Origin of the sequence: Nonomuraea sp. CA-141351, assembly GCF_050944675.1 — a bacterium.
GTDB lineage: Bacteria > Actinomycetota > Actinomycetes > Streptosporangiales > Streptosporangiaceae > Nonomuraea.
Genome location: NZ_CP191982.1, coordinates 26,202 through 44,127, shown reverse-complemented (window position 1 = coordinate 44,127; position 17,926 = coordinate 26,202). Strand labels below are relative to the sequence as shown.

The following is a 17,926-nucleotide window of genomic DNA, read 5'->3' as shown; positions in this document are numbered from 1 at the left end:
GTCAGGCGTCGGCGTGCTTGCCGCGGCGGGCCAGGTCACGCAGGGCGTCGGCCGCGTAGATCACGAGAGACACGAACGAGATCGCGGCGATCGAGCCGCCGAGCCACAGGTCGTTGATCGTCGCGTCCACGTAGGTCGCGCCCCTCGCCTGGTAGCCGACCGCGAACGGCGCGGCGACCAGCCACAGGCCGCCCAGGAACAGCAGAACGAGGGCGGAAATGCCCAGCTTTGCCTTCATCGGTTCTCCTCCACTCCGACCAGGGAAGCCTTGCCGTTCCGGCGGTGCTCACCCGAGTTGCTGAGGTCCTGGCGCAGCGCCTCGACGAGCGGCGCAAGCAGGCTCGCCAGCTCGGCCGACGACGCCTGGGGCGCCGGCACGGGCTCGGGCTCCGGCTCGGCCTGGCGCTGACGTACGACCACCAGGCCCCGCACCACGAGCTCCTCGTGGATGGCCGCCACGAAGCAGATCGCGCCGATCAGGCCCACGACGGCCACGCCTAGGCCGCTGAAGAACTCGGATTGGGTGGCGTTCGTCCAGTCGGCGTTCTCCGGCTGGGTGCCGAGAGCGAAGGGCGAGATCATCAGCCACAGCCCGGCCAGCACGGCCAGGGCAGCCGCGACGGTGCCCACGAACTTGCGAATCATTGTGAGATTCCTCCTGTTACGAGGTCTTTCTGCGGGGGCGCGGCCTGGGCGATCAGGGTGCGCGAGGTGGGCCGCAGCACGCTGTGTGCGACCGATCTGGCCCGCTCGCGTTCCGTACGGTCGTCCGGCGGTGCCATCTGGGCGACCGCGGTGAGGAGCGCGGAGCGTTCGCCGTTCGCCCGCTCGATGCGCTGGGCGATGAGCTCGAGCAGCAGCCCGGCGAGGACGAGGTCGTCCTTGCTGAGCGGCTTCGACGCCGGGGGCGGCGTCGAAGAGCCGCGCAGCGGCAGCTCCTTGAGGAAGATCGTGGCCACGAACCCGATCAGCGCGATGGGCACGCCCACCATGAACACGGTCTCCAGACCCCGCGTGAACGCTTCCAGAACGATGTGCTTGATCGGCCCGGGAAGGTGCTGGATCGCTCCCGGGCTGCCGAGCTTGACGTCCCCGCCGCCGGGCAGCGCAATGTGCGCGGCCCGGAGCATGTCGGCCATCTCGTTCTTGAGCCGGTTCGTCAGGATCGCGCCGAACGCCGCCACGCCGACGGCGCCGCCCAGCGAGCGGAAGAACGACACGCCCGACGTGGTCGAGGCCATGTCACGCAGCTCCGAGCCGTTCTGGGCGGCCAGGATGAGCATCTGCATGGACAGGCCGAGCCCGATGCCGAGCACCGCCACGTCGAAGCCGATGAGCCACTGGCTGGAGTCCACGTGCAGCTTGGAGAGCATGAACAGCCCGAGGGCCACGATCAGCAGGCCCGCGACCGGGAAGATCTTCCACCGGCCGGTCTGAGTGACGATCTTTCCGGAGATCACGCCGGACAGGAACAGCGCCACCACCATGGGCAGCGTCATCAGGCCGGACTCGGTCGGGCTGAGGCCCTTGACGATCTGCAGATACTGCGGCAGGTAGATCATCGCACCGAACATCGACATACCGACGAACAGCGAGGCGATGCTGGTGAGCACGAACGTGCGGTTGCGGAACAGCCGCGGCGGCAGGATCGGGTTACGCGCTGTCCGCTCCGCCACCACCGCCAGTGCCACCATGAGCAGGCAGAGCGCCGCCAGGAAGTACGTCCAGAACGAGTTCCACTCGAACTCGACGCCGCCGAGCGTCAGCAGCAGCATGAGCGAGCTCGCGCTGGCTGTGATCGTGGTCGCGCCCCAAATGTCGATAGAGGTGCTCCGCTTGACCTTCGGCAGCTTCAGCACCTTCTGGATCACGATGAAGGACACCACCGCGAAGGGCACCACGACGTAGAAGCACCAGCGCCAGCCGAGCCAGTCGGTGTCCACCAGGAATCCACCGAGCAACGGCCCTGCGACCGTGGAGATCCCGAAGACCGCACCCATGTAGCCGGAGTAACGGCCGCGCTCGCGGGGCGAGACGATGTCTCCCAGGATCACCTGCGCGAGTGCCGACAAACCACCCACGCCAAGGCCCTGTACGGCCCGCGCCGCGATGAGCTGCCCGATGTCCTGGGACAGACCGGCCACCAGAGAGGCCGCCACGAACAGCCCCAAGGCGGTCTGGAAAAGAAGCTTGCGCCCGAACAGGTCTGACAGCTTGCCCCACAACGGCGTGGAGACCGTCATCGTCAGCATGGTCGCAGAAGCGACCCATGAGTACTGGTTCTGACCGCCCAGTTCCCCCACGATCGTCGGCAGTGCCGTGCCCACCACCGAAGTCGAGATCATCGACGTGAGCATCGCGAGCATGAGCCCGGACATGACCTCGAGGATTTCGCGGTGGGTGTACTGCCTTCTCGCGGGGGGTGCGGCCTGAGCCTGCGCTACCACTACACCACATCCCCTTACTACAGCTTTACTCGAGTTGAGTATACGCGTGTTTACTAGCCGCGCGGCAAGTGGGGGTCCGTTGAGTAGAGTGCGGGCATGGACGCCCAGGTGACGGACGCCAGGCCACGCGACCGCGAGGCCACCCGCGAGCGGATCTTGTGTGCGGCTCGCACGTTGTTCGGCGAGCACGGATACGAGCGGGTGACCGTTCGGATGATCGCCGCGGCCGCGGACGCCAACATCGCCCTGGTGGGGCGCTATTTCGGGTCCAAGGCCGGCCTGTTCGGCGCGGTTCTGGACGGCGAGCCGGCCTTCAGCGACCTGTTCGGCGGCGACGCCGAGAGCCTGCCGCGGCGGCTGGCCGAATACGCGGCCGAGCGCATGGAGCACCCGCCGGACAGCCCCATCCTGCGCACCTTGGAGCGCTCGGCCGGCCACCCCGAAGTCCAGGCGGTCGCTGAGGAACGTCTGCGCACGGCCGTGCTCAATCCGCTGGAGGAACGTCTCGCCGGCCCGGACGCGCACGCCAGGGCGCGCATGGCCACGGCGGTCTTCCTCGGCATCGGCGCCATGCGCCGCCGCCTCGGCCCCGAGACGCCCACCCCGGCCGACGTCGACCGCCTGACCGCGGTCTTCGAGGAGTGCTTGAAAGTTTCACCTACCTAGGTGGGTCTGACCTGGGGATATACCGCGGGCAGCGATCGGATGTCTTTGTGTGGGCAGTGGCGGCTACTTACGATCCGGATGCCGGTGGGAGCGCTCCCACATGACGGACGGAGTGAATTTCATGTCTCGCAAAAGGCCCGTTCTGGCGGTGCTCCTCGCGACGGCCGCCATGGCCGTGGCGGGGTCGGTCGTCCTGTCCTCGACCACCACCGCCGCGGCCGCCGACTCCGCTTTCTACGTGGATCCGCAGACCAACGCGGCCAAGTGGGTCGCCGCGAACCCCAACGACAGCCGTACCCCGGTGATCAGGGACCGCATCGCCGCCGTGCCCCAGGGCAGGTGGTTCGCCTCGTACAACCCCTCCACCGTGCGGAGCCAGGTCGACGCGTACGTCGGCGCGGCCGCCGCGGCAGGCAAGATCCCCATCCTGGCCGTGTACGAGATGCCGAACCGCGACTGCGGCGGAGCCAGCGCGGGCGGGGCGCCGGACCACGCGTCGTACCGGGCCTGGATCGACCAGGTCGCGGCCGGTCTCGGCGGCCGGCCAGCCACGATCGTGCTGGAGCCGGACGCGCTGGCCATCATGACGAACTGCATGAGCTCCGCCCAGCAGGCGGAGGTCAAGGCGTCCATGGCCTACGCGGGCAAGAAACTCAAGGGCACGTCGTCACAGGTGAAGGTGTACTTCGACATCGGGCACGACGCGTGGCTGTCCGCCTCGGAGGCCGCCTCGAGGCTGGCCGGGGCCGACGTGGCCAACAGCGCCGACGGCATCGCCCTCAACACCTCTAATTACCGGGCCACGCCCGGGCTGGTGTCGTACGCGAAGAGCATCATCGCGGCGACCGGCGTGTCCAAGCTGAAGGCGGTCATCGACACCAGCCGCAACGGCAACGGACCGCAGGGCAGCGAGTGGTGCGACCCGGCGGGCCGCGCGACGGGGATCTGGAGCACCACCAGCACGGGTGACTCGGCGATCGACGCCTACCTCTGGGTCAAGCCGCCGGGAGAGGCCGACGGGTGCATCGCGGCGGCGGGGCAGTTCGTGCCGCAGCGCGCGTACGACCTCGCCATGGCCGCCCCACCGCCCACCGGGACCCCGACCGTGACCCCCACGGCGACCCCGACGGTCACTCCTACTGTGACGCCGACCACGGGCCCCTCGGGCTGCGCGGCGACGTACAAGGTGACGAGCCAGTGGCAGGGCAGCTTCCAGGGTGAGGTGACCGTGAAGAACACGGGCTCGTCCCCCATCTCCGGCTGGAAGGTCGGCTGGACGTTCCCGAACGGGCAGACGATCTCGCAGCTCTGGAACGGCAACCTCTCGGGCAGCGGCACCGTCACCGTCACGAACCTCAACTGGAACGGCGCGCTGACGGCCGGCGCGACCACCACGTTCGGCTTCGTGGCCAGTTGGAGCAGTCAGAACGGCATCCCGTCGCCGGTGACCTGTACGGCGTCCTGACAACCGATGGGCCCCGGTCAAGGGGCCCATCGGTGAAATAACCGCGCCTTGGCGGCTGTTGCACAGTGCCAGGTCACACCCGCTCTGCGAAAGGCGCGTACTCATGGCACTGCCGCTGTCCATCCTTGATCTGGCGATGATCGGCGAGGGCGAGACGGCGGCCGACAGCTTCGCCGCCAGCGTGGCCCTGGCCCAGCGGGCCGAGGAGCTGGGCTACCAGCGGATCTGGTACGCCGAGCACCACAACATGGACAGCATCGCCTCATCGGCGACCAGCGTGCTCGTCGCTCATGTCGCCGCCCACACCCGGACGATCCGCCTCGGGGCGGGCGGCGTCATGCTCCCGAACCACTCCCCGCTGACCATCGCCGAACAGTTCGGCACCCTCGAAACCCTGCATCCCGGCCGCATCGACCTCGGCCTCGGCCGGGCGCCGGGCAGCGACCAGCAGACCATGCGCGCCCTGCGGCGCACCCCGTCGTCCGCCGACTCGTTCCCGCAGGACGTTCTGGAGCTCCAGGGCTACCTCGCGGGCGAGTCCCGGATCCCGGGCGTGGACGCCACACCCGGGAAGGGCACGAACGTGCCGCTGTACATCCTGGGATCCTCCCTGTTCGGGGCCCAGCTCGCCGCCGCGCTGGGGCTCCCGTACGCGTTCGCCTCCCACTTCGCGCCCACCGCGCTGGAGGAGGCCGTGGCGCTCTACCGGCGCGACTTCAAGCCGTCGGCGCAGCTCGACCGACCGTACGTCATCGCCGCGCTCAACGTGATCGCGGCGGAGACGTCGCAGGAGGCGCAGGAGCAGTTCCTGGCCTCGAAGCGGCTGAGGGTGACCAGGTTCCTGGGGCGGGGGCGCACGTTCACGACGGAGGAGGCCGACATGATCCTCGGGTCTCCGGCTGGGCAGCAGATCGTGCAGATGGCCAAATACTCTGCCGTCGGGGATCCGGCCGAGGTCAAGGACTATGTCGATTGGTTCGCCGAGCACGCCGGGGCCGACGAGCTGATGGTCGCCTTCTCCGCGCCCGACAGGAAGGCGGGGCTGCGCTCGGCCGAGCTGCTGGCGGAGGCACACGGGCTCTGATCAGTCCGCCACGAGGCGGCTCCGGCGGCCCTCGTGCTCGCGCTGGCGCCGCACGACGTACGTGCCCGGCGCGCATCCCGTACCCCCATGCTCGGGATGCAACAGGTAGACGGCGGCCGACGCCTCGAACACGCCGATCGCCAGCCCGTCCAGGTCCGACACCCAGGTCGTCCACCGGCAGGTGCCCGGATCGGCGACGAGCGTGTGGGGGTTGCCGCCGGCCGCGCCTCGGAGGAGCTCGACGCCCTCCGGGGGAACGGGCTGCCAGAGGGAGCCGGACAACGTCTGTACGGATGCGGCGACGACGGAGTGGGGGATGACGATGAGGTCGCCCTGGGCCTGGAGGCCGTCGACGACGGGGATGCGTACCGACTGCTCGAGATGATCGAGCACGGCGAGTCCGGTCTGCTGGGTCAGGGTGGCGAGAGTCACAGTCATGGTGTTCACCTCAGGTTCGGCGGAGAAGCAGGGAGTACTGCGCGGCGGACAGCCCGTAGGTCCAGCCGGCTGCGTCGATCGGGTCGTCGAGGAAGCCCGGCACGGTCAGCCCGTAACGTCGGCGGCGTCCGTCGCGCTCCACGGACCCGTTGACCGCCAGGAGCACCCTGGTGCCCCTGTGCATGTCGTAAAGGTGCAGTTCGGAGCCGGGGTTGCCAGGGTCGGGCGCGGAGGCGACGAGCCGGAGCCCGGCTCGCTCGATGTAGGAGGCCCAGCCGAGGTGCTCGATGGCGCATCGCCTGACCTCGACGTTGGCCTCGTCCGCGATGCGCCGGACGTCCGGATCCGTGATCACCCAGGGCGGCACCCGGGTGCCGTGCCAGTAGTGCAGGTCCCAGCCGTCCGCGTAGCGCACCGCCGGACCGTCGGCGCAGTGCAGCCGCACCTCGCCGTCGTCGCCCCACACTTCGGTGTGCATGGCCACCGGCCGCTCGGAGACGACGCAGACACTTTCCCTGGGCCACCACCAGCCGCACGACGCGGCCAAGGTCGCCCACAGCCCGAGCTGCTCCAGTTGCGGGCCGGTGAACGCCACACCGGCCACCTGCCGCAGGGCGTCGTATCGGACGACCCAGTGCTGGAGCCCGTACCAGTCCTGGCGGAACGGCCCGTCGTGCGCCGCCTGCAGCGGCGGGACGAGCGTGGTGCTGACCGATCGGGACAGCGGAAACAGAACCGTCTGGTGGATGAGCCGGTCGATGGGCTCCTGAGCCGGTCTGATCCGCGCGTCGAGCTCCTTGCGCAGCTCCCGCACCAACGCCGCGAACCGGCCGGGCACCGGCCAGTCGGCCATGCGCTCGACCGACTCCCGGACCCGTGCCCCCGGCGGAACGGTTGTCAGGCCCGCGACGGGTGACGGGACCCAGCGGAAGCGGGGTGGAGGGAGCCCGATCAGGCGGTACAGCTCGGAGATGGCGGCCTCTGCGGCCGGACGGTCGGCGGGCAGCGTCGAGAGCGCTTGGCCCAGCCATTGTTCGCGGATGGCGGCAGCTTCCCGCTGCACGAGATCGCTCACCGGATCAGGGTGGCGTCGTCCTTTCTCACGATCATGTTGGAAAGAGTGACAGATCGGGCCCCGAGATGTCTACCCGTTGCCCGGCAGGTGCCCGTGGTCGGCGCGCCGGGTCCTTGGGCTCTTCACGTTGCCGGAACTACCGCGCCACAATGAACCCATGTCGGGCTTCAAACGGCTCACCATCGAGGAAGCGCGCGCCCTCACCCGCGCCGAGCTCCTGCCCCGGATCGAGGAGGAGCAGAAATACTGGTACGAGCGCATCCGCCGCAGCAGGATGCAGCCGGGGGACGACGAGGCGTTCAAGACCTTCAACAAGATCCTGCATGCCGCCGCCGACCTCGACCGCACCCGCGCCGACACGGAAGCCATGCTCCAGAGCAGGCCACTCGACGAGGACTACTGGCGCACCCCGCTCGGCGAGCTGGGCGTGCTCTGAGCGGGAAACACTTCACGCCACGGTCATTTCCTGGAACGCTGCAAGGCGCGCCCTTGGCGCGATCGGAGTCCCGCGGTGGACGGAGGTCTTATGGATGCACGGATCGAGCTCGCCGGCGGTGACGAGGTCGCGGAGTCGGCCGCGCTGTGGGAATGGCTGTGCGGCGAGCGCGAGCTCGCCGGTGCGGTGCGGGTGGTGCGGCGTCCGGTGGCGGAGGGGGAGCTGGGCGGGGCGCTCCAAGCCATCATGGTGGCCGTGGCCTCGGGCGGCACGGGTCTGGCGCTGGCCAGGTCGCTGACCGAATGGGTGAAGACCCGGCGGCCGGACATCACCGTCACCATCAAGGCGTCGGGCGAGATGAAGCTGGATGCGCGGCACGTCAAGAGCAACGACGTCGTGCCGCTGCTTCAAGAGATGCTTCGGGAGCGCGATGAGCCCTGATCCTCCCGACCGCTCCCGTTCGCGGGCGGTGCTCATAGGCACGGCGTATTACCAGGACAGCAGCTTTCCGCGCCTGCCGGCCGCGGCGAACAGCCTCCACGGCATGTACGACATCCTCACGGACCCGAGCCTGGGCGGGTGGCCGGCCGATCGGGTGACCATGATCGAGGACCCGGTCGACGCGCCGAAGCTCGTACAGACGCTGCGGCGGCTGGCGCGCGACGTCGAAGACGTCCTGCTGCTGTATTTCGTTGGGCACGGCACCATCCTCCCGAACGGGCACCTCTGCCTGACTTTGAGTGACACCGACGCCGACGACCCGGATGTCACCGGTCTGGAGTACGAACGAGTCCGCCGGCTACTCCTCGATCACCCGGCACACGTGCGGATGGTCATCCTGGACTGCTGCTACGCCGGCCGTGCGATCACGGCGCTGTCCGGCTCGGGAGTCGCCGACTACACGGATGTCCGGGGCGCGTACACCCTGACCGCCAGCGATTTGACGGCCCGCGTGCCACCGCTCGACGAGCAGGCATTCTCCCTCACCGCGTTCACGGGCGAGCTGGTTGATCTGGTCCGCACCGGGATCCCCGGGGAAGCCTCGCTGCTCACCCTGAACACCATCTACTCCCACCTTCGCCGCCGGCTGCACCGGAAAGGGCTGCCCGCTCCCAATCAGCGCGGCACCGACACCGCGGACCGTTTCGGTTTCGTCCGCAATGCCGCGACGGCGCCGCCGGACAGGAGCGTTCACTGGATCGAGGTCGGCCCGCCGGGCCGCGTGGCCGGGGATAGCACTAAGGAGCGCATACCTGCGCAAGAGGAACCAGCGGAGGTGGGAAGACCTCAGCGGAAAGACCCGGCAAGCCGTCATGTCACCGTCAGTCCGCAGCCCGGTCGCCGGTTACGGTTCTGGCTCGGCACCCTTATGGGGATCATCGGCATTGTCTGGGCCGCCATTTACTACCTCGCGCCAGGCGAAGCTCCGTTCGCGGTGCTCGGGAACCTGAACCTCCTGGTTGGTTTCGTACTCGTGGTCCTCGGCTTGAGCCTGGCGGTACGGCGCCCATCAGGGTGAGCTCACGCGAGTTCGGCCGGGAGGCCGTGCGGATCGACTTTCGCGACGATCAGGGCCGGGGCATTGGACGCCTTCGCCGTGCTGAGCGCCAGATCGAACGCCGCCGCGGTGTCGACCGACTGGGCGGACTGCACGCCGAGCCCGTTGGCGAATTTGACGAAGTCCCACCGACTGAGCACCACGTACGGTTTCGGCTGCGCGTTGGGGTTGCCGAAATACGCGTCGTCGATGAGGAACTGCTCGAAGGCATAGATGCCGTTGTCGATGACGACGACGACCGGGTTGCGCGCGTACCGCGCGAGCGTGGACAGCGCCTGCGCGGTCATGTGGAAGCCGCCGTCGCCGCAGATGACCAGCGGCCGCCTGCTCGACCCGAACGACGCACCGACCGCGGCGGCCACCGAATGCCCGATCGAGGCCCACACGGCGCCGCACATGAACGAGTCGCGCCCTTTCACCGGCAGGTTCGCGGCCGAGGCGACGCCAAGGAACGTGTCGGGAACCACGAGCCAGGAATCGTCCAGCGCAACGCCTATGCGCTCGAACACCTGCCGGTAGGTCAACGGGCCCGTGGCCGGCACGGGCGCGGGTGGATCCACCCCGGCGGGCACGGGTTTCGGCGGTGCTTTTGCGGCCTCGGTGACGAGCGCCGCCACGAGCGCGCCGATTTCCGCATTCTGCTTGGGGCCGCCCTTGATTTTCACCTTGCCGTCATAGGCCGAGACGATGCGGTTGCCGGCGGTCGTCACCAGCGGCGCGTAGTTGCTGGGAAACACGCAGCCGAGCATCACGAGCAGGTCCGCGTGCTCGACGGCGTTGGTGGCGGCCGGGGTCGAATTCGGTGGGGCGTAGACGCCGACCCATCCGTTGCCCTGTTCGGGCAGCGCCGACTTGGCGAGCAGCGCGGTCGACCAGCGTACGCCGAGCTTGGCGATCAATTCGGCGACTTTCCCGGCGAGCCCGTAACGCTGGATTTCGGTGCCGACGAGAATGACCGGCGACGTCGCGGCGCGGATCAGCCCGACGATCGTGGTAGCGAGTTGTTGCTCCGTGCCCGCCGCCGGAATGGCGACCGGCAGTGGCCCGGCCGGCATCGGGCAGGCCAGATTCCAGATGTCCCTGTTGATCTCGACATAGACCGGCCGCTTCTTCTTGATCGCGGTCGCGACCGCGTTGTCGACCACGGCCGGCACTTCCGAGGCCTTGCCGGCGCGCGCCGCGCTCGCGGTGACGAGCTTGTACGCGGCCAGGTCCGTGTCCGGCTGGCCGGTCGAATGGGAGAACAGGACGTCGAAGTCCTTCAGGTTGTTGAGGTTGGCGGTGTTCGGGCCGCCATTGATGACGACGACCGGGCTGCGCTCGACAAAGGCGCCGGCAATCGCGTTGATCATGCTCAGCATGCCGACCCCGTTGGCGACCGCCACGGCGCCCAGGCCTTTCGTCCGCGCGTACCCGTCGGCCGCGTAACCGGCCTCCAGATCGCTCGCGGTGACGACCGGTTTGACGCCGTGGGGGCCGACCGCGTCGAACAACGCTGCGCAGAAGGCGGCCGGCACACCGAAAAGCGTGTTGACCTGCTGCTGGCTCAGCCGCGTCAGGATGTAGTCGGCGACGGTGAAGGCCATGGTGACGCTCCCGTGTGGGCCTTGGGTCAGACGCGGACCGGCATCGCCGGATTGACCATTGCCGCGTTGCGCGGGTGGTGGATGTGGATGTCCGGCATCGGCCTGGGCACCGCCTTGCCGAAGAGCGCGGCTATGTGCTGGACCAGGCCCTTGCACACTGTTTTGTCGAACAGCTCGTTGTCCACGTTCTCTTCGAACGTGCCGCCGATGACGACGTGATCGGCGCGTGGGAACATGTAGCCGTCCTGGCCGTAGAGATATTGCAGGTTCGGCTGTGCCGGCAGCATCGCGAGCTGCCCCTTGATGGGCATCATCTTCGAGTCGTTCCACAGCGTCTTCGCGCCGAGCCCCGTGCAATTCACGATGATCTTCTGCGTCAGCGACGTGAACACGTCTGATTTGCTGACGAATTTCCGGTGCACGAACGTGACGCCGTGCGCCCTCAGGTCGCTTTCCAGCCGTGGGAGGAAGATCGGCGGCTCGACGAGCAACGTCTGATACCTGAACCCGGGCTTGGTGTGCCCCTCGAACGGCATGCGCGACAGCGGGACGCGCGGCGGCAGCAGTCCCGGCACGAGCTGCTGGACCACGTCGAGATTGGGTGAGGGCTTCGGCGTGAAGTTGGGGCGCTCGGAGACCCCGAACCCCTGGCCGATGCTGTTCTTGAAGGTCAGGTAGGACGTTTTGAGTATGTCCTTGAGCTCCTGCTCCTTCCCGGCGTACGCGATGACGGACACAGCCCAATGGCCCCCGGCCTTGAACGACGTGGTCTCGACCGGGTTGCGGTCCGAATAGATGGTGACATTGAGGCCGAGGCCGAGCAGCAAGGTGGCGGCGGTCATCCCCATGACGCCGGCGCCGAGCACCGCGACCTCCGTGTCGTGCGACACGGCGATGCGTTTCTGGACCAGCTCCTTCACCTTGGCCGCACAACCCCAGCTCAGCGTGATTCCGGCACCGCCGTGGCCGTAATTGTGCACGACGAACCTGCCGGACACCGTCTCGGCGTCGAGTCGAAAAGAACCGTTACGGTATGGTCTGACTCCGGCGAGACACGCGCCTGGCGCATTGGGGTCGAAGGTGAAATCCGGCGTCGGCAGATTGGGAACTGCGTCCATGCGGCTGGATGACATCGTCGACCCTCAAATTACGTCGCGTCTCCGGGAAAGCGGTCCGTCCGTACGCTTACCCTCCGCCACGGGTGATGGCTGCATCGTATCCGAGGGCTTGACCTTCCACTAGGCAGCTATTTCCGTTCAGCCGGCCACCGTCGCGTCATGCGCGTGCTCGCCCGAACGAGCAGGCGTTCCGTCGAGATCCCGGCTGGATCCAGCCACCGTTCCATGATCGCCCCCAATCCGATCCACAAGATCAGCCAATGTAGGGCAAGCCGGTATCGGCTGGATAGGGGCCGATCCGCAGCACCTGCTCCCGGCGTAACCGCTGCTCGGCCTGCCTGTCACCGATCAGGCAAAGCGATAGACGACACTTTGCGCTCAGCGTCGCAGACGGACTGCTTCGGTCATTCATCCTCGATTCGTGGTCGGCGACCGAATTCTCTGTGGTCCCGGGGATGAAAGGAACTTTGTATGCCAAACATAGCCACTTATTTCACCAGTCCGGACGTACGCGAGTCCAAGTTGATCGCCCGCCTCGAGATCGGCATGATCATCGGTGGTCTCGCGGGAATGGCCTTCCTGCTGCCACATGCCTTGTTCTGGGGTGACGGCGGGTGGCGCTTCGTATACCTGTCGGACTTGCTGACCAAGGGAGAGCTGAGCGACAAGAAGTATTCGCTGATCGGCCCGTTGTTCTCGGCCCCGCTCTGGCTGCTGGGCAAGATATACCAGTCCCCAGAATGGTGGTGCGAAAAGTACAACACTGCAGTTTTCGCCCTTGGGCTGTTCATCTTCTATCGAATGCTGCGCGATCACGTGTCGCGCCGTCTGCTTCGCCGTTTCTTCCTGCTGCTGACCTTCGCCTCGATGTTCACCAATCATTTGCTCTTCTACTGGAGCGAAGTGTTCACGGCGGTCCTGGTCGGCATCGGCACCGTCTGTCTGGTCGCCAAACGCCGCGGATGGACGGCGATCGTGCTCGGGGTCGCGAATGCCCCCGCCGCCCTGCCCGCCATGATGCTGTTGACCGCGCAACGGATCTGGGACACGCGGCGACTCCGACTGGTGTTGGCATTCGCCGCCGCGGTGGCGGTCGTCCTGCTCGAAGCCTGGATCCGCAGGGGCGACCCCTTCGAGAGCGGATACGGCGACGACAGAGGCCCTAGAACGATCATGCCGTTCTCGGGTCAGCCCGGACTCAGTTATCCGATCTTCTTCGGGCTCCTGTCACTGTTGTTGTCGTTCGGGAAGGGGCTGCTGTTCTTCGCGCCCGGACTGTTCCTGCCCGTACGCCGCAGGCTCGCGGCACTTCCCGGCCGCGCCGCCACGGATCTGACAGCGCTCTACCGCATGTGGATCGCGTTCGTGGTGGGCTTGGTCCTGCTCTACTCCACCTACTGGTCGTGGAGCGGGTCGACCTTCTACGGGCCCCGCTACCTTCTGTTCGCCTCGTTGCCCGCATGCCTGGCACTCGCCGTCCGCCTGCACCGGCAGGACCCGTCCATCCTGGCGAACACGATCACGGTGCTGGCACTCGTCCTTTCTCTCTGGGTTGGCCTGAACGGAGCCGTCTTCGGCGATGCCCCCGCCCGCGATGTCTGCCTGACGCCGACCGGCGCCTACTTCGAAGCCCCGCTGTGCTACTACACGCCCGAGTTCAGCGCCCTTTGGGTTCCGTTCATTCATGCCCAGGCGGTGACCCCGGGGCAGTGCGCGTACCTGCTGTACGGCCTGGCGGTGGCCGTCTATCTGATGACGCCCCCACTGGTGGCGTTGACCACACAACTCCTCACCCGAGCACAGGTTCTGGCGAAAGGCTTTCGCGACGACCGCGCCAGGGCGCAGTTCTCCAAAGCGCCCGACCTGGTTCCACCACTGTCAGAGGTTCTTGCGGGGCAGAGCACCGAAGGTCGCCCACGGTTCGGGCCGGACGAACAATGAGATCCGCGGTCAAGGCCGTCAGCCCGGCTGTCATAACCGTCACGGCGTCGGCCCGTCCGGCGCGGGGCCGAGTGTCTGGGGGAGTTCGAAGAGTTCGAACAGGCCCGGGTCGCGGAACGCGACGATCTGTGTGATTCCCGCCTCGGAGACCGAGAGGACCATCACCGCGTGTCCGTGATGAACGCCGTCCGGTCCGCGCTCATACATGGCGGCCGCGGGCTGCCCGTTGGCCGAGGTCGCCACCATCCGGAAGGCACCTGGCACGGTGAGAACCCTGGACCCGAAGAACCGGCCGACGGACTCGCGCCCGGCGAACCAGGTCGGGGTGGGCGGCATCTCCAGGACGGCGTCCTCGGTCAGCAGCCCCATCAGGGCCGTGATGTCGGCGTTCTCGAAGGCCGCGACATATCGATCCAGCAGTTCGCGCTGGTGTGCGCCGGAGGCCTCGGTCGTGTCGTCTTCGGAGGGTGCCACCTGGCCAAGCTGGGCTCGAGCGCGCTGCAGGATGCTTTTGACCGCCGGGACGGAGATCCCGAGAAGCTCGGCGACCTCTGCCGCGCGCAGCGCCAGCACGTCGCGCAGGATGAGGACGGCGCGCTGGCGCGGGGGCAGATACTGCAGGGCGGCGATCAGGGCGAGCCGCAGACCTGCCCGCGCCGCGACGATGGCGGCGGGATCGTCCAGGCCGGCGCGGACCAACCGGTCGGGGAAGGGCTGGAGCCAGGTCACTTCCGGTGGCGGTGCCAGAGGGGCGGCGGGGTCGTCGGCGGGACCGCCGAGGCCCGACGGCAGCGGCCGGCGCTTGCGGTGCTCGAGTGCGGTGAGGCAGACATTGGTCGCGATCCGGTAGAGCCAGGTGCGCAGTGACGCCCGGCTTTCGAACGCCTCGTACGAGCGCCACGCACGCAGATAGGTCTCCTGGACGAGGTCTTCGGCGTCGTGGACCGAGCCGAGCATGCGGTAGCAGTAGGCCAGGAGCTCCGGCCGGTATGGGGAGGTCAGCCGTACGAAGACGTCGCTGTCCGGGGTCACCGTCGCCCCAGTCGGTCGACCGAGGCGGGCCCGCCCACCGTCCGCCCGGTCGAACGTGGTGTTGAGTCGGAGTGCCGGCGGCCCCTCCGCATGTGCTTCGGCGGGATCATCACCCATCAGATTATCGACTTCGACGTAGGTGTGGCCCATCTGCGTCACCGTCCAGTGCCGGGCCGGGCGGCGAGTTCGACGATCTGCACGTAGTTTCCGACCGGATCCTCCACCGTCGCGATGAGGCCCGGGCCGAAGTCCTCCACCGGGCGGATCCACTGCGTGACGCCCAGCGCCTTGAGGTGGGCAACGACCGCCTCGATGTCCTCGACGTAGAAGTTGATCAGGATCCTGCCTGGTTCCCGTGCGCTCTGCTCGAGATCGTCGCGGCGATCGAAGATCAACCTTCCGTCACCCACCATCAGGACGGTGCTCGGCCCGGCCGACGGCGCGAACGCCGCGCGGTACCAGGCGCTGAGCCGTTCCGGGTCGTCGCTGCCCAGCACCAGGCCGCCCAGCCGCATCCCCGTCGTCTCCACCATGATCGCTCCCTCTCGGTCGTCATCGGAATTCCGTCACATCTATCGACTCGGCGACCTGCCGAAAGGAATCGGCCGAGGCGCCCGCCGGGCCTTCGAGCGCGGGGGGAAGCTCATCCTCCGGACATGAACGTCGGATACGGCGGCGCCTGGGCCGCACGTGCTTGCCGACGAGACCGCCACCGCCAGGCGAGCCTCTTTACCGCACCGGCTGGTACGCGGCGACTCGGCGCTGCCTCCCTCGATCAGAACCGAGCGGGCGGCGGCTTCCGCTGGGAGATCCGCAGGGCCCGCCGACAGGCCGGGGATCCGCAGCGTTGATACCGCCCGGTGGAGGAGCGAATCCACGTACCTCCCCGCAACCGGTGAAACTCGGTCGAGGGTGCCGTGAAACCGGCGTCGCCGAGAGTGAAGCCATGAGCATCACAGAACTCGGACGTACCGGGGGCGGCCCGCCCCTCGACGGGGGCGCCGATCTGGCCGTACGTGCGGAAGGGCTTGTCAAGACGTTCGGCGAGCACCGTGCCGTCGACGGGATCGATCTGGACGTACGCCCCGGTGAGATCTTCGGCGTCCTCGGCCCGAACGGCGCCGGCAAGACCACCATGCTACGGATGCTGGCCACCCTGTTGAAGATCGACGCGGGCCGCGCCGAGATCTTCGGGGTCGACGTGGCCGGCAACCCGCACGTGATCCGCCAGTTGGTCGGTGTCACCGGACAGTACGCGTCGGTCGACGAGAACCTGACCGCCCGCGAGAACCTCTGGCTCTTCAGCCGTCTGCAGGGCATCGCCGCGCCGCGCGCCCGGCGCGTCGCCACCGAGCTGCTGGGCCGGTTCGGCCTGGAGGAGGCCGCCGACAAACCGATCGCGCAGTTCTCCGGCGGCATGCGCCGGCGCCTCGACCTGGCGGCCAGCCTGATCACCAGGCCGCCGCTGATCTTCCTCGACGAGCCGACCACCGGTCTCGATCCGCGCACGCGCGGTCAGATGTGGGACACCATCCGCGGTCTGGTCGCCGACGGCTGCACGGTGCTGCTGACCACGCAATATCTGGACGAGGCCGACCAGCTCGCCGATCGCGTCGCCGTCATCGACCACGGCCGCAAAGTCGCCGAGGGCACTCCCGACGAGTTGAAGACCGCGGTCGGCAACTCCACTCTGCAGTTGCTGCTCGCCGAGCCGGGGGAAGTGCCCGCCGCCGTGGAGGTCGTGCGGCGCGTCCTCGGCTCCGACCCGGTCCTCAGCCCAGAGCACGGCCGCCTCAACGTCGCACTTGACCAGGCCGATCTGGCCGCGGACGTACTGATCGCGCTGCGCAACGCCGGGGTGTCGATCTCCTCGGTGAGCGTGGCCAAGCCCAGCCTGGACGAGGTGTTCCTCGCCCTCACCGGCCACGAGACGGACGGGGACGACGAAACCGGCACGGAGGAGAACCGATGAGCACCGTGATCGCACCCAGCCGCGAGGGGGTCCGGGCCGCCGACCGCGTGGCGGCCGCCCGGCGGCGCGTCACCATGGGGGAGACGCTCGGCCAGACCCTGACGATGGCGTGGCGGGCGCTCAAGAAGATGCGCCGCAACCCGGAGCAGTTCTTCGACGTGGCGCTGCAGCCCATCCTGTTCACCGCGATGTTCGCCACCATCTTCGGCGGCGCCATCGCCGGCGACGTGGAGAGCTACCTCCCGCTGATGATCCCCGGCATCCTCGCCCAGACCGTGCTGACGACGTGCATGGCCACGGGCACGCAGCTTCGCGAGGACATGGAGAAGGGCGTCTTCGACCGTTTCAAGTCGTTGCCGATCGCCCGGATCGCGCCGCTCGCCGGCCCCATGGTGGCCGACCTGCTGCGCTACACGATCGCGGCCACCCTGACCTTCGGCATGGGCCTGGTGATGGGCTACCGCCCGGGCGGCGGAGCGGGCGGCGTGCTCGCCGCGATCCTGCTGGCGATCATCACGGGCTGGTCGCTGGCCTGGGTCTTCACGTGGGTCGGCACGATCGCCCGGAGCGCCCAGGCCGTCCAGAGCATCTCCATGATGATCTTGTTCCCGCTGACGTTCCTGTCGAACGCGTTCGTCCCCGTCGAGACCCTGCCCGGCTGGCTGGCCGCGTTCGTCCGGTTCAACCCGGTCTCACACCTGGTCACGGCCGCCCGCGACCTCGCCAACAACGCCCTCGTCAGCGGAGAGGTGGCCTGGACGCTCCTGGCGTGCCTGATCGTCATCGTGATCTTCGCGCCTCTGTCGGTACGCAGCTACAAGCGGCACATGTGACCTCCACCCATCACGTCCGGAGACCTGCTCGAGAAGACTCCGCGCCTCGTCGAGCAGGTCGGGGCCGCGTCGATCGCCGCATTCGGCCCGCACGGCGGCGATCATCCCGGGCGCGGCCCGCTCCGCGTACGGTTCGATCCGCTCGAAGGTCATGCTGGGCATGCTGTTGTTGTACGCGAACCGCTCGGCCAGCACCAGCAACCCGATCGCGTCGCGGGGGGCAAGGGCTCTCCGCAGCAGCCCCCAGGCGCCGAGCGCGAAGAGCATCGAGCCGC

At 68.2% G+C, this 17,926-nt stretch carries 18 protein-coding genes; 9 read left to right on the top strand and 9 right to left on the bottom strand.

Annotated elements, in window-relative coordinates; translation table 11 throughout:
* Position 1 precedes the first annotated feature (1 nt).
* Genes ACQPWU_RS00200 through ACQPWU_RS00190 form a run of 3 tightly spaced genes read right to left on the bottom strand, consistent with a single transcriptional unit; the run spans position 2 to position 2,447 of the window.
* Positions 2-238 carry a hypothetical protein gene (locus ACQPWU_RS00200; protein WP_433436035.1) on the bottom strand — a complete coding sequence of 79 codons (237 nt, stop codon included), beginning with the start codon at positions 236-238 and terminating at the stop codon, positions 2-4.
* Positions 235-645 (bottom strand): hypothetical protein, encoded by a 411-nt coding sequence (locus ACQPWU_RS00195; RefSeq protein WP_433436034.1) that lies wholly within the window; start codon positions 643-645, stop codon positions 235-237. The genes ACQPWU_RS00200 and ACQPWU_RS00195 overlap by 4 nt, the downstream gene beginning before the upstream one ends.
* Positions 642-2,447, bottom strand: a complete 1,806-nt coding sequence (locus ACQPWU_RS00190) for an MDR family MFS transporter (RefSeq protein ID WP_433436033.1) — start codon at positions 2,445-2,447, stop codon at positions 642-644. Before ACQPWU_RS00190 ends, ACQPWU_RS00195 begins: the two co-directional genes overlap by 4 nt.
* 96 nt (positions 2,448-2,543) lie before the next feature.
* On the opposite strand from ACQPWU_RS00190, the gene ACQPWU_RS00185 reads away from it, so the two are divergent.
* From ACQPWU_RS00185 to ACQPWU_RS00175, 3 genes are all read left to right on the top strand, one after another.
* A complete protein-coding gene (locus tag ACQPWU_RS00185) occupies positions 2,544-3,113 on the top strand; it encodes a TetR family transcriptional regulator (protein ID WP_433436031.1) in 570 nt (189 codons plus the stop codon).
* A 121-nt stretch (positions 3,114-3,234) separates the two neighbouring features.
* Positions 3,235-4,578 (top strand): glycoside hydrolase family 6 protein, encoded by a 1,344-nt coding sequence (locus ACQPWU_RS00180; protein WP_433436030.1) that lies wholly within the window; start codon positions 3,235-3,237, stop codon positions 4,576-4,578.
* Positions 4,579-4,681: 103 nt separating this feature from the next.
* Positions 4,682-5,662: an LLM class flavin-dependent oxidoreductase gene (locus tag ACQPWU_RS00175; protein WP_433436028.1), complete on the top strand. Its 981-nt coding sequence runs from the start codon at positions 4,682-4,684 to the stop codon at positions 5,660-5,662.
* On the opposite strand, the gene ACQPWU_RS00170 is transcribed toward ACQPWU_RS00175, so the two are convergent.
* Complete coding sequence (locus ACQPWU_RS00170; protein WP_433436026.1) at positions 5,663-6,100, bottom strand: hypothetical protein; 438 nt, start codon at positions 6,098-6,100, stop codon at positions 5,663-5,665.
* 10 nt (positions 6,101-6,110) lie between these two features.
* A complete protein-coding gene (locus ACQPWU_RS00165; RefSeq protein WP_433436025.1) occupies positions 6,111-7,175 on the bottom strand; it encodes a DUF6745 domain-containing protein in 1,065 nt (354 codons plus the stop codon).
* Between the two features lie 157 nt (positions 7,176-7,332).
* Here ACQPWU_RS00165 and ACQPWU_RS00160 point away from each other — a divergent pair, with 157 nt between their 5' ends.
* The 3 genes from ACQPWU_RS00160 to ACQPWU_RS00150 all read left to right on the top strand — a co-directional run bounded on the left by ACQPWU_RS00160 (position 7,333) and on the right by ACQPWU_RS00150 (position 9,130).
* Positions 7,333-7,611, top strand: a complete 279-nt coding sequence (locus ACQPWU_RS00160) for a hypothetical protein (protein ID WP_360690319.1) — start codon at positions 7,333-7,335, stop codon at positions 7,609-7,611.
* A 90-nt stretch (positions 7,612-7,701) separates the two neighbouring features.
* A complete protein-coding gene (locus tag ACQPWU_RS00155) occupies positions 7,702-8,052 on the top strand; it encodes an effector-associated constant component EACC1 (RefSeq protein WP_433436024.1) in 351 nt (116 codons plus the stop codon).
* Positions 8,042-9,130, top strand: coding sequence for a cell division protein CrgA (locus ACQPWU_RS00150; RefSeq protein WP_433436022.1), 1,089 nt, complete (start codon positions 8,042-8,044; stop codon positions 9,128-9,130). Before ACQPWU_RS00155 ends, ACQPWU_RS00150 begins: the two co-directional genes overlap by 11 nt.
* A gap of 2 nt (positions 9,131-9,132) precedes the next feature.
* Here the strand turns inward: ACQPWU_RS00150 and ACQPWU_RS00145 are convergent, their stop codons facing one another.
* Both ACQPWU_RS00145 and ACQPWU_RS00140 read right to left on the bottom strand, forming a co-directional pair.
* Positions 9,133-10,755 carry a thiamine pyrophosphate-dependent enzyme gene (locus ACQPWU_RS00145; RefSeq protein WP_433436021.1) on the bottom strand — a complete coding sequence of 541 codons (1,623 nt, stop codon included), beginning with the start codon at positions 10,753-10,755 and terminating at the stop codon, positions 9,133-9,135.
* A 26-nt stretch (positions 10,756-10,781) separates the two neighbouring features.
* Positions 10,782-11,753: an FAD-dependent oxidoreductase gene (locus ACQPWU_RS00140; protein WP_433436019.1), complete on the bottom strand. Its 972-nt coding sequence runs from the start codon at positions 11,751-11,753 to the stop codon at positions 10,782-10,784.
* Positions 11,754-12,344: 591 nt separating this feature from the next.
* Between ACQPWU_RS00140 and ACQPWU_RS00135 the strand changes: the two genes are divergently transcribed.
* The gene (locus ACQPWU_RS00135; protein WP_433436017.1) at positions 12,345-13,814 is read left to right on the top strand and encodes a hypothetical protein; all 1,470 of its coding nucleotides are present in this window, start codon (positions 12,345-12,347) and stop codon (positions 13,812-13,814) included.
* Positions 13,815-13,853: 39 nt separating this feature from the next.
* Here ACQPWU_RS00135 and ACQPWU_RS00130 read toward each other — a convergent pair whose 3' ends face one another.
* Together ACQPWU_RS00130 and ACQPWU_RS00125 are read right to left on the bottom strand one after the other, a co-directional pair.
* Entirely contained in the window at positions 13,854-14,846 is a 993-nt protein-coding gene (locus ACQPWU_RS00130) for a sigma-70 family RNA polymerase sigma factor (protein ID WP_433436016.1), read from the bottom strand.
* Between the two features lie 155 nt (positions 14,847-15,001).
* Entirely contained in the window at positions 15,002-15,379 is a 378-nt protein-coding gene (locus ACQPWU_RS00125) for a VOC family protein (protein WP_433436015.1), read from the bottom strand.
* 413 nt (positions 15,380-15,792) lie between these two features.
* Here ACQPWU_RS00125 and ACQPWU_RS00120 point away from each other — a divergent pair, with 413 nt between their 5' ends.
* Together ACQPWU_RS00120 and ACQPWU_RS00115 are read left to right on the top strand one after the other, a co-directional pair.
* Complete coding sequence (locus ACQPWU_RS00120; RefSeq protein ID WP_433436014.1) at positions 15,793-16,818, top strand: ATP-binding cassette domain-containing protein; 1,026 nt, start codon at positions 15,793-15,795, stop codon at positions 16,816-16,818.
* A complete protein-coding gene (locus ACQPWU_RS00115; RefSeq protein WP_433436013.1) occupies positions 16,815-17,651 on the top strand; it encodes an ABC transporter permease in 837 nt (278 codons plus the stop codon). Before ACQPWU_RS00120 ends, ACQPWU_RS00115 begins: the two co-directional genes overlap by 4 nt.
* Positions 17,652-17,926: the final 275 nt, after the last annotated feature.

What these genes read in the sequence shown, in the direction of transcription:
- ACQPWU_RS00120 (WP_433436014.1), top strand. Translation starts at nt 15,793, where the DNA reads ATGAGCATCACAGAACTCGGACGTACCGGGGGCGGCCCGCCCCTCGAC.
- ACQPWU_RS00155 (WP_433436024.1), top strand. Translation starts at nt 7,702, where the DNA reads ATGGATGCACGGATCGAGCTCGCCGGCGGTGACGAGGTCGCGGAGTCG.
- ACQPWU_RS00175 (WP_433436028.1), top strand. Translation starts at nt 4,682, where the DNA reads ATGGCACTGCCGCTGTCCATCCTTGATCTGGCGATGATCGGCGAGGGC.
- ACQPWU_RS00115 (WP_433436013.1), top strand. Translation starts at nt 16,815, where the DNA reads ATGAGCACCGTGATCGCACCCAGCCGCGAGGGGGTCCGGGCCGCCGAC.
- ACQPWU_RS00180 (WP_433436030.1), top strand. Translation starts at nt 3,235, where the DNA reads ATGTCTCGCAAAAGGCCCGTTCTGGCGGTGCTCCTCGCGACGGCCGCC.
- ACQPWU_RS00200 (WP_433436035.1), bottom strand. Translation starts at nt 238, where the DNA reads ATGAAGGCAAAGCTGGGCATTTCCGCCCTCGTTCTGCTGTTCCTGGGC.
- ACQPWU_RS00170 (WP_433436026.1), bottom strand. Translation starts at nt 6,100, where the DNA reads ATGACTGTGACTCTCGCCACCCTGACCCAGCAGACCGGACTCGCCGTG.
- ACQPWU_RS00195 (WP_433436034.1), bottom strand. Translation starts at nt 645, where the DNA reads ATGATTCGCAAGTTCGTGGGCACCGTCGCGGCTGCCCTGGCCGTGCTG.
- ACQPWU_RS00135 (WP_433436017.1), top strand. Translation starts at nt 12,345, where the DNA reads ATGCCAAACATAGCCACTTATTTCACCAGTCCGGACGTACGCGAGTCC.
- ACQPWU_RS00150 (WP_433436022.1), top strand. Translation starts at nt 8,042, where the DNA reads ATGAGCCCTGATCCTCCCGACCGCTCCCGTTCGCGGGCGGTGCTCATA.
- ACQPWU_RS00125 (WP_433436015.1), bottom strand. Translation starts at nt 15,379, where the DNA reads ATGGTGGAGACGACGGGGATGCGGCTGGGCGGCCTGGTGCTGGGCAGC.
- ACQPWU_RS00160 (WP_360690319.1), top strand. Translation starts at nt 7,333, where the DNA reads ATGTCGGGCTTCAAACGGCTCACCATCGAGGAAGCGCGCGCCCTCACC.
- ACQPWU_RS00145 (WP_433436021.1), bottom strand. Translation starts at nt 10,755, where the DNA reads ATGGCCTTCACCGTCGCCGACTACATCCTGACGCGGCTGAGCCAGCAG.
- ACQPWU_RS00185 (WP_433436031.1), top strand. Translation starts at nt 2,544, where the DNA reads ATGGACGCCCAGGTGACGGACGCCAGGCCACGCGACCGCGAGGCCACC.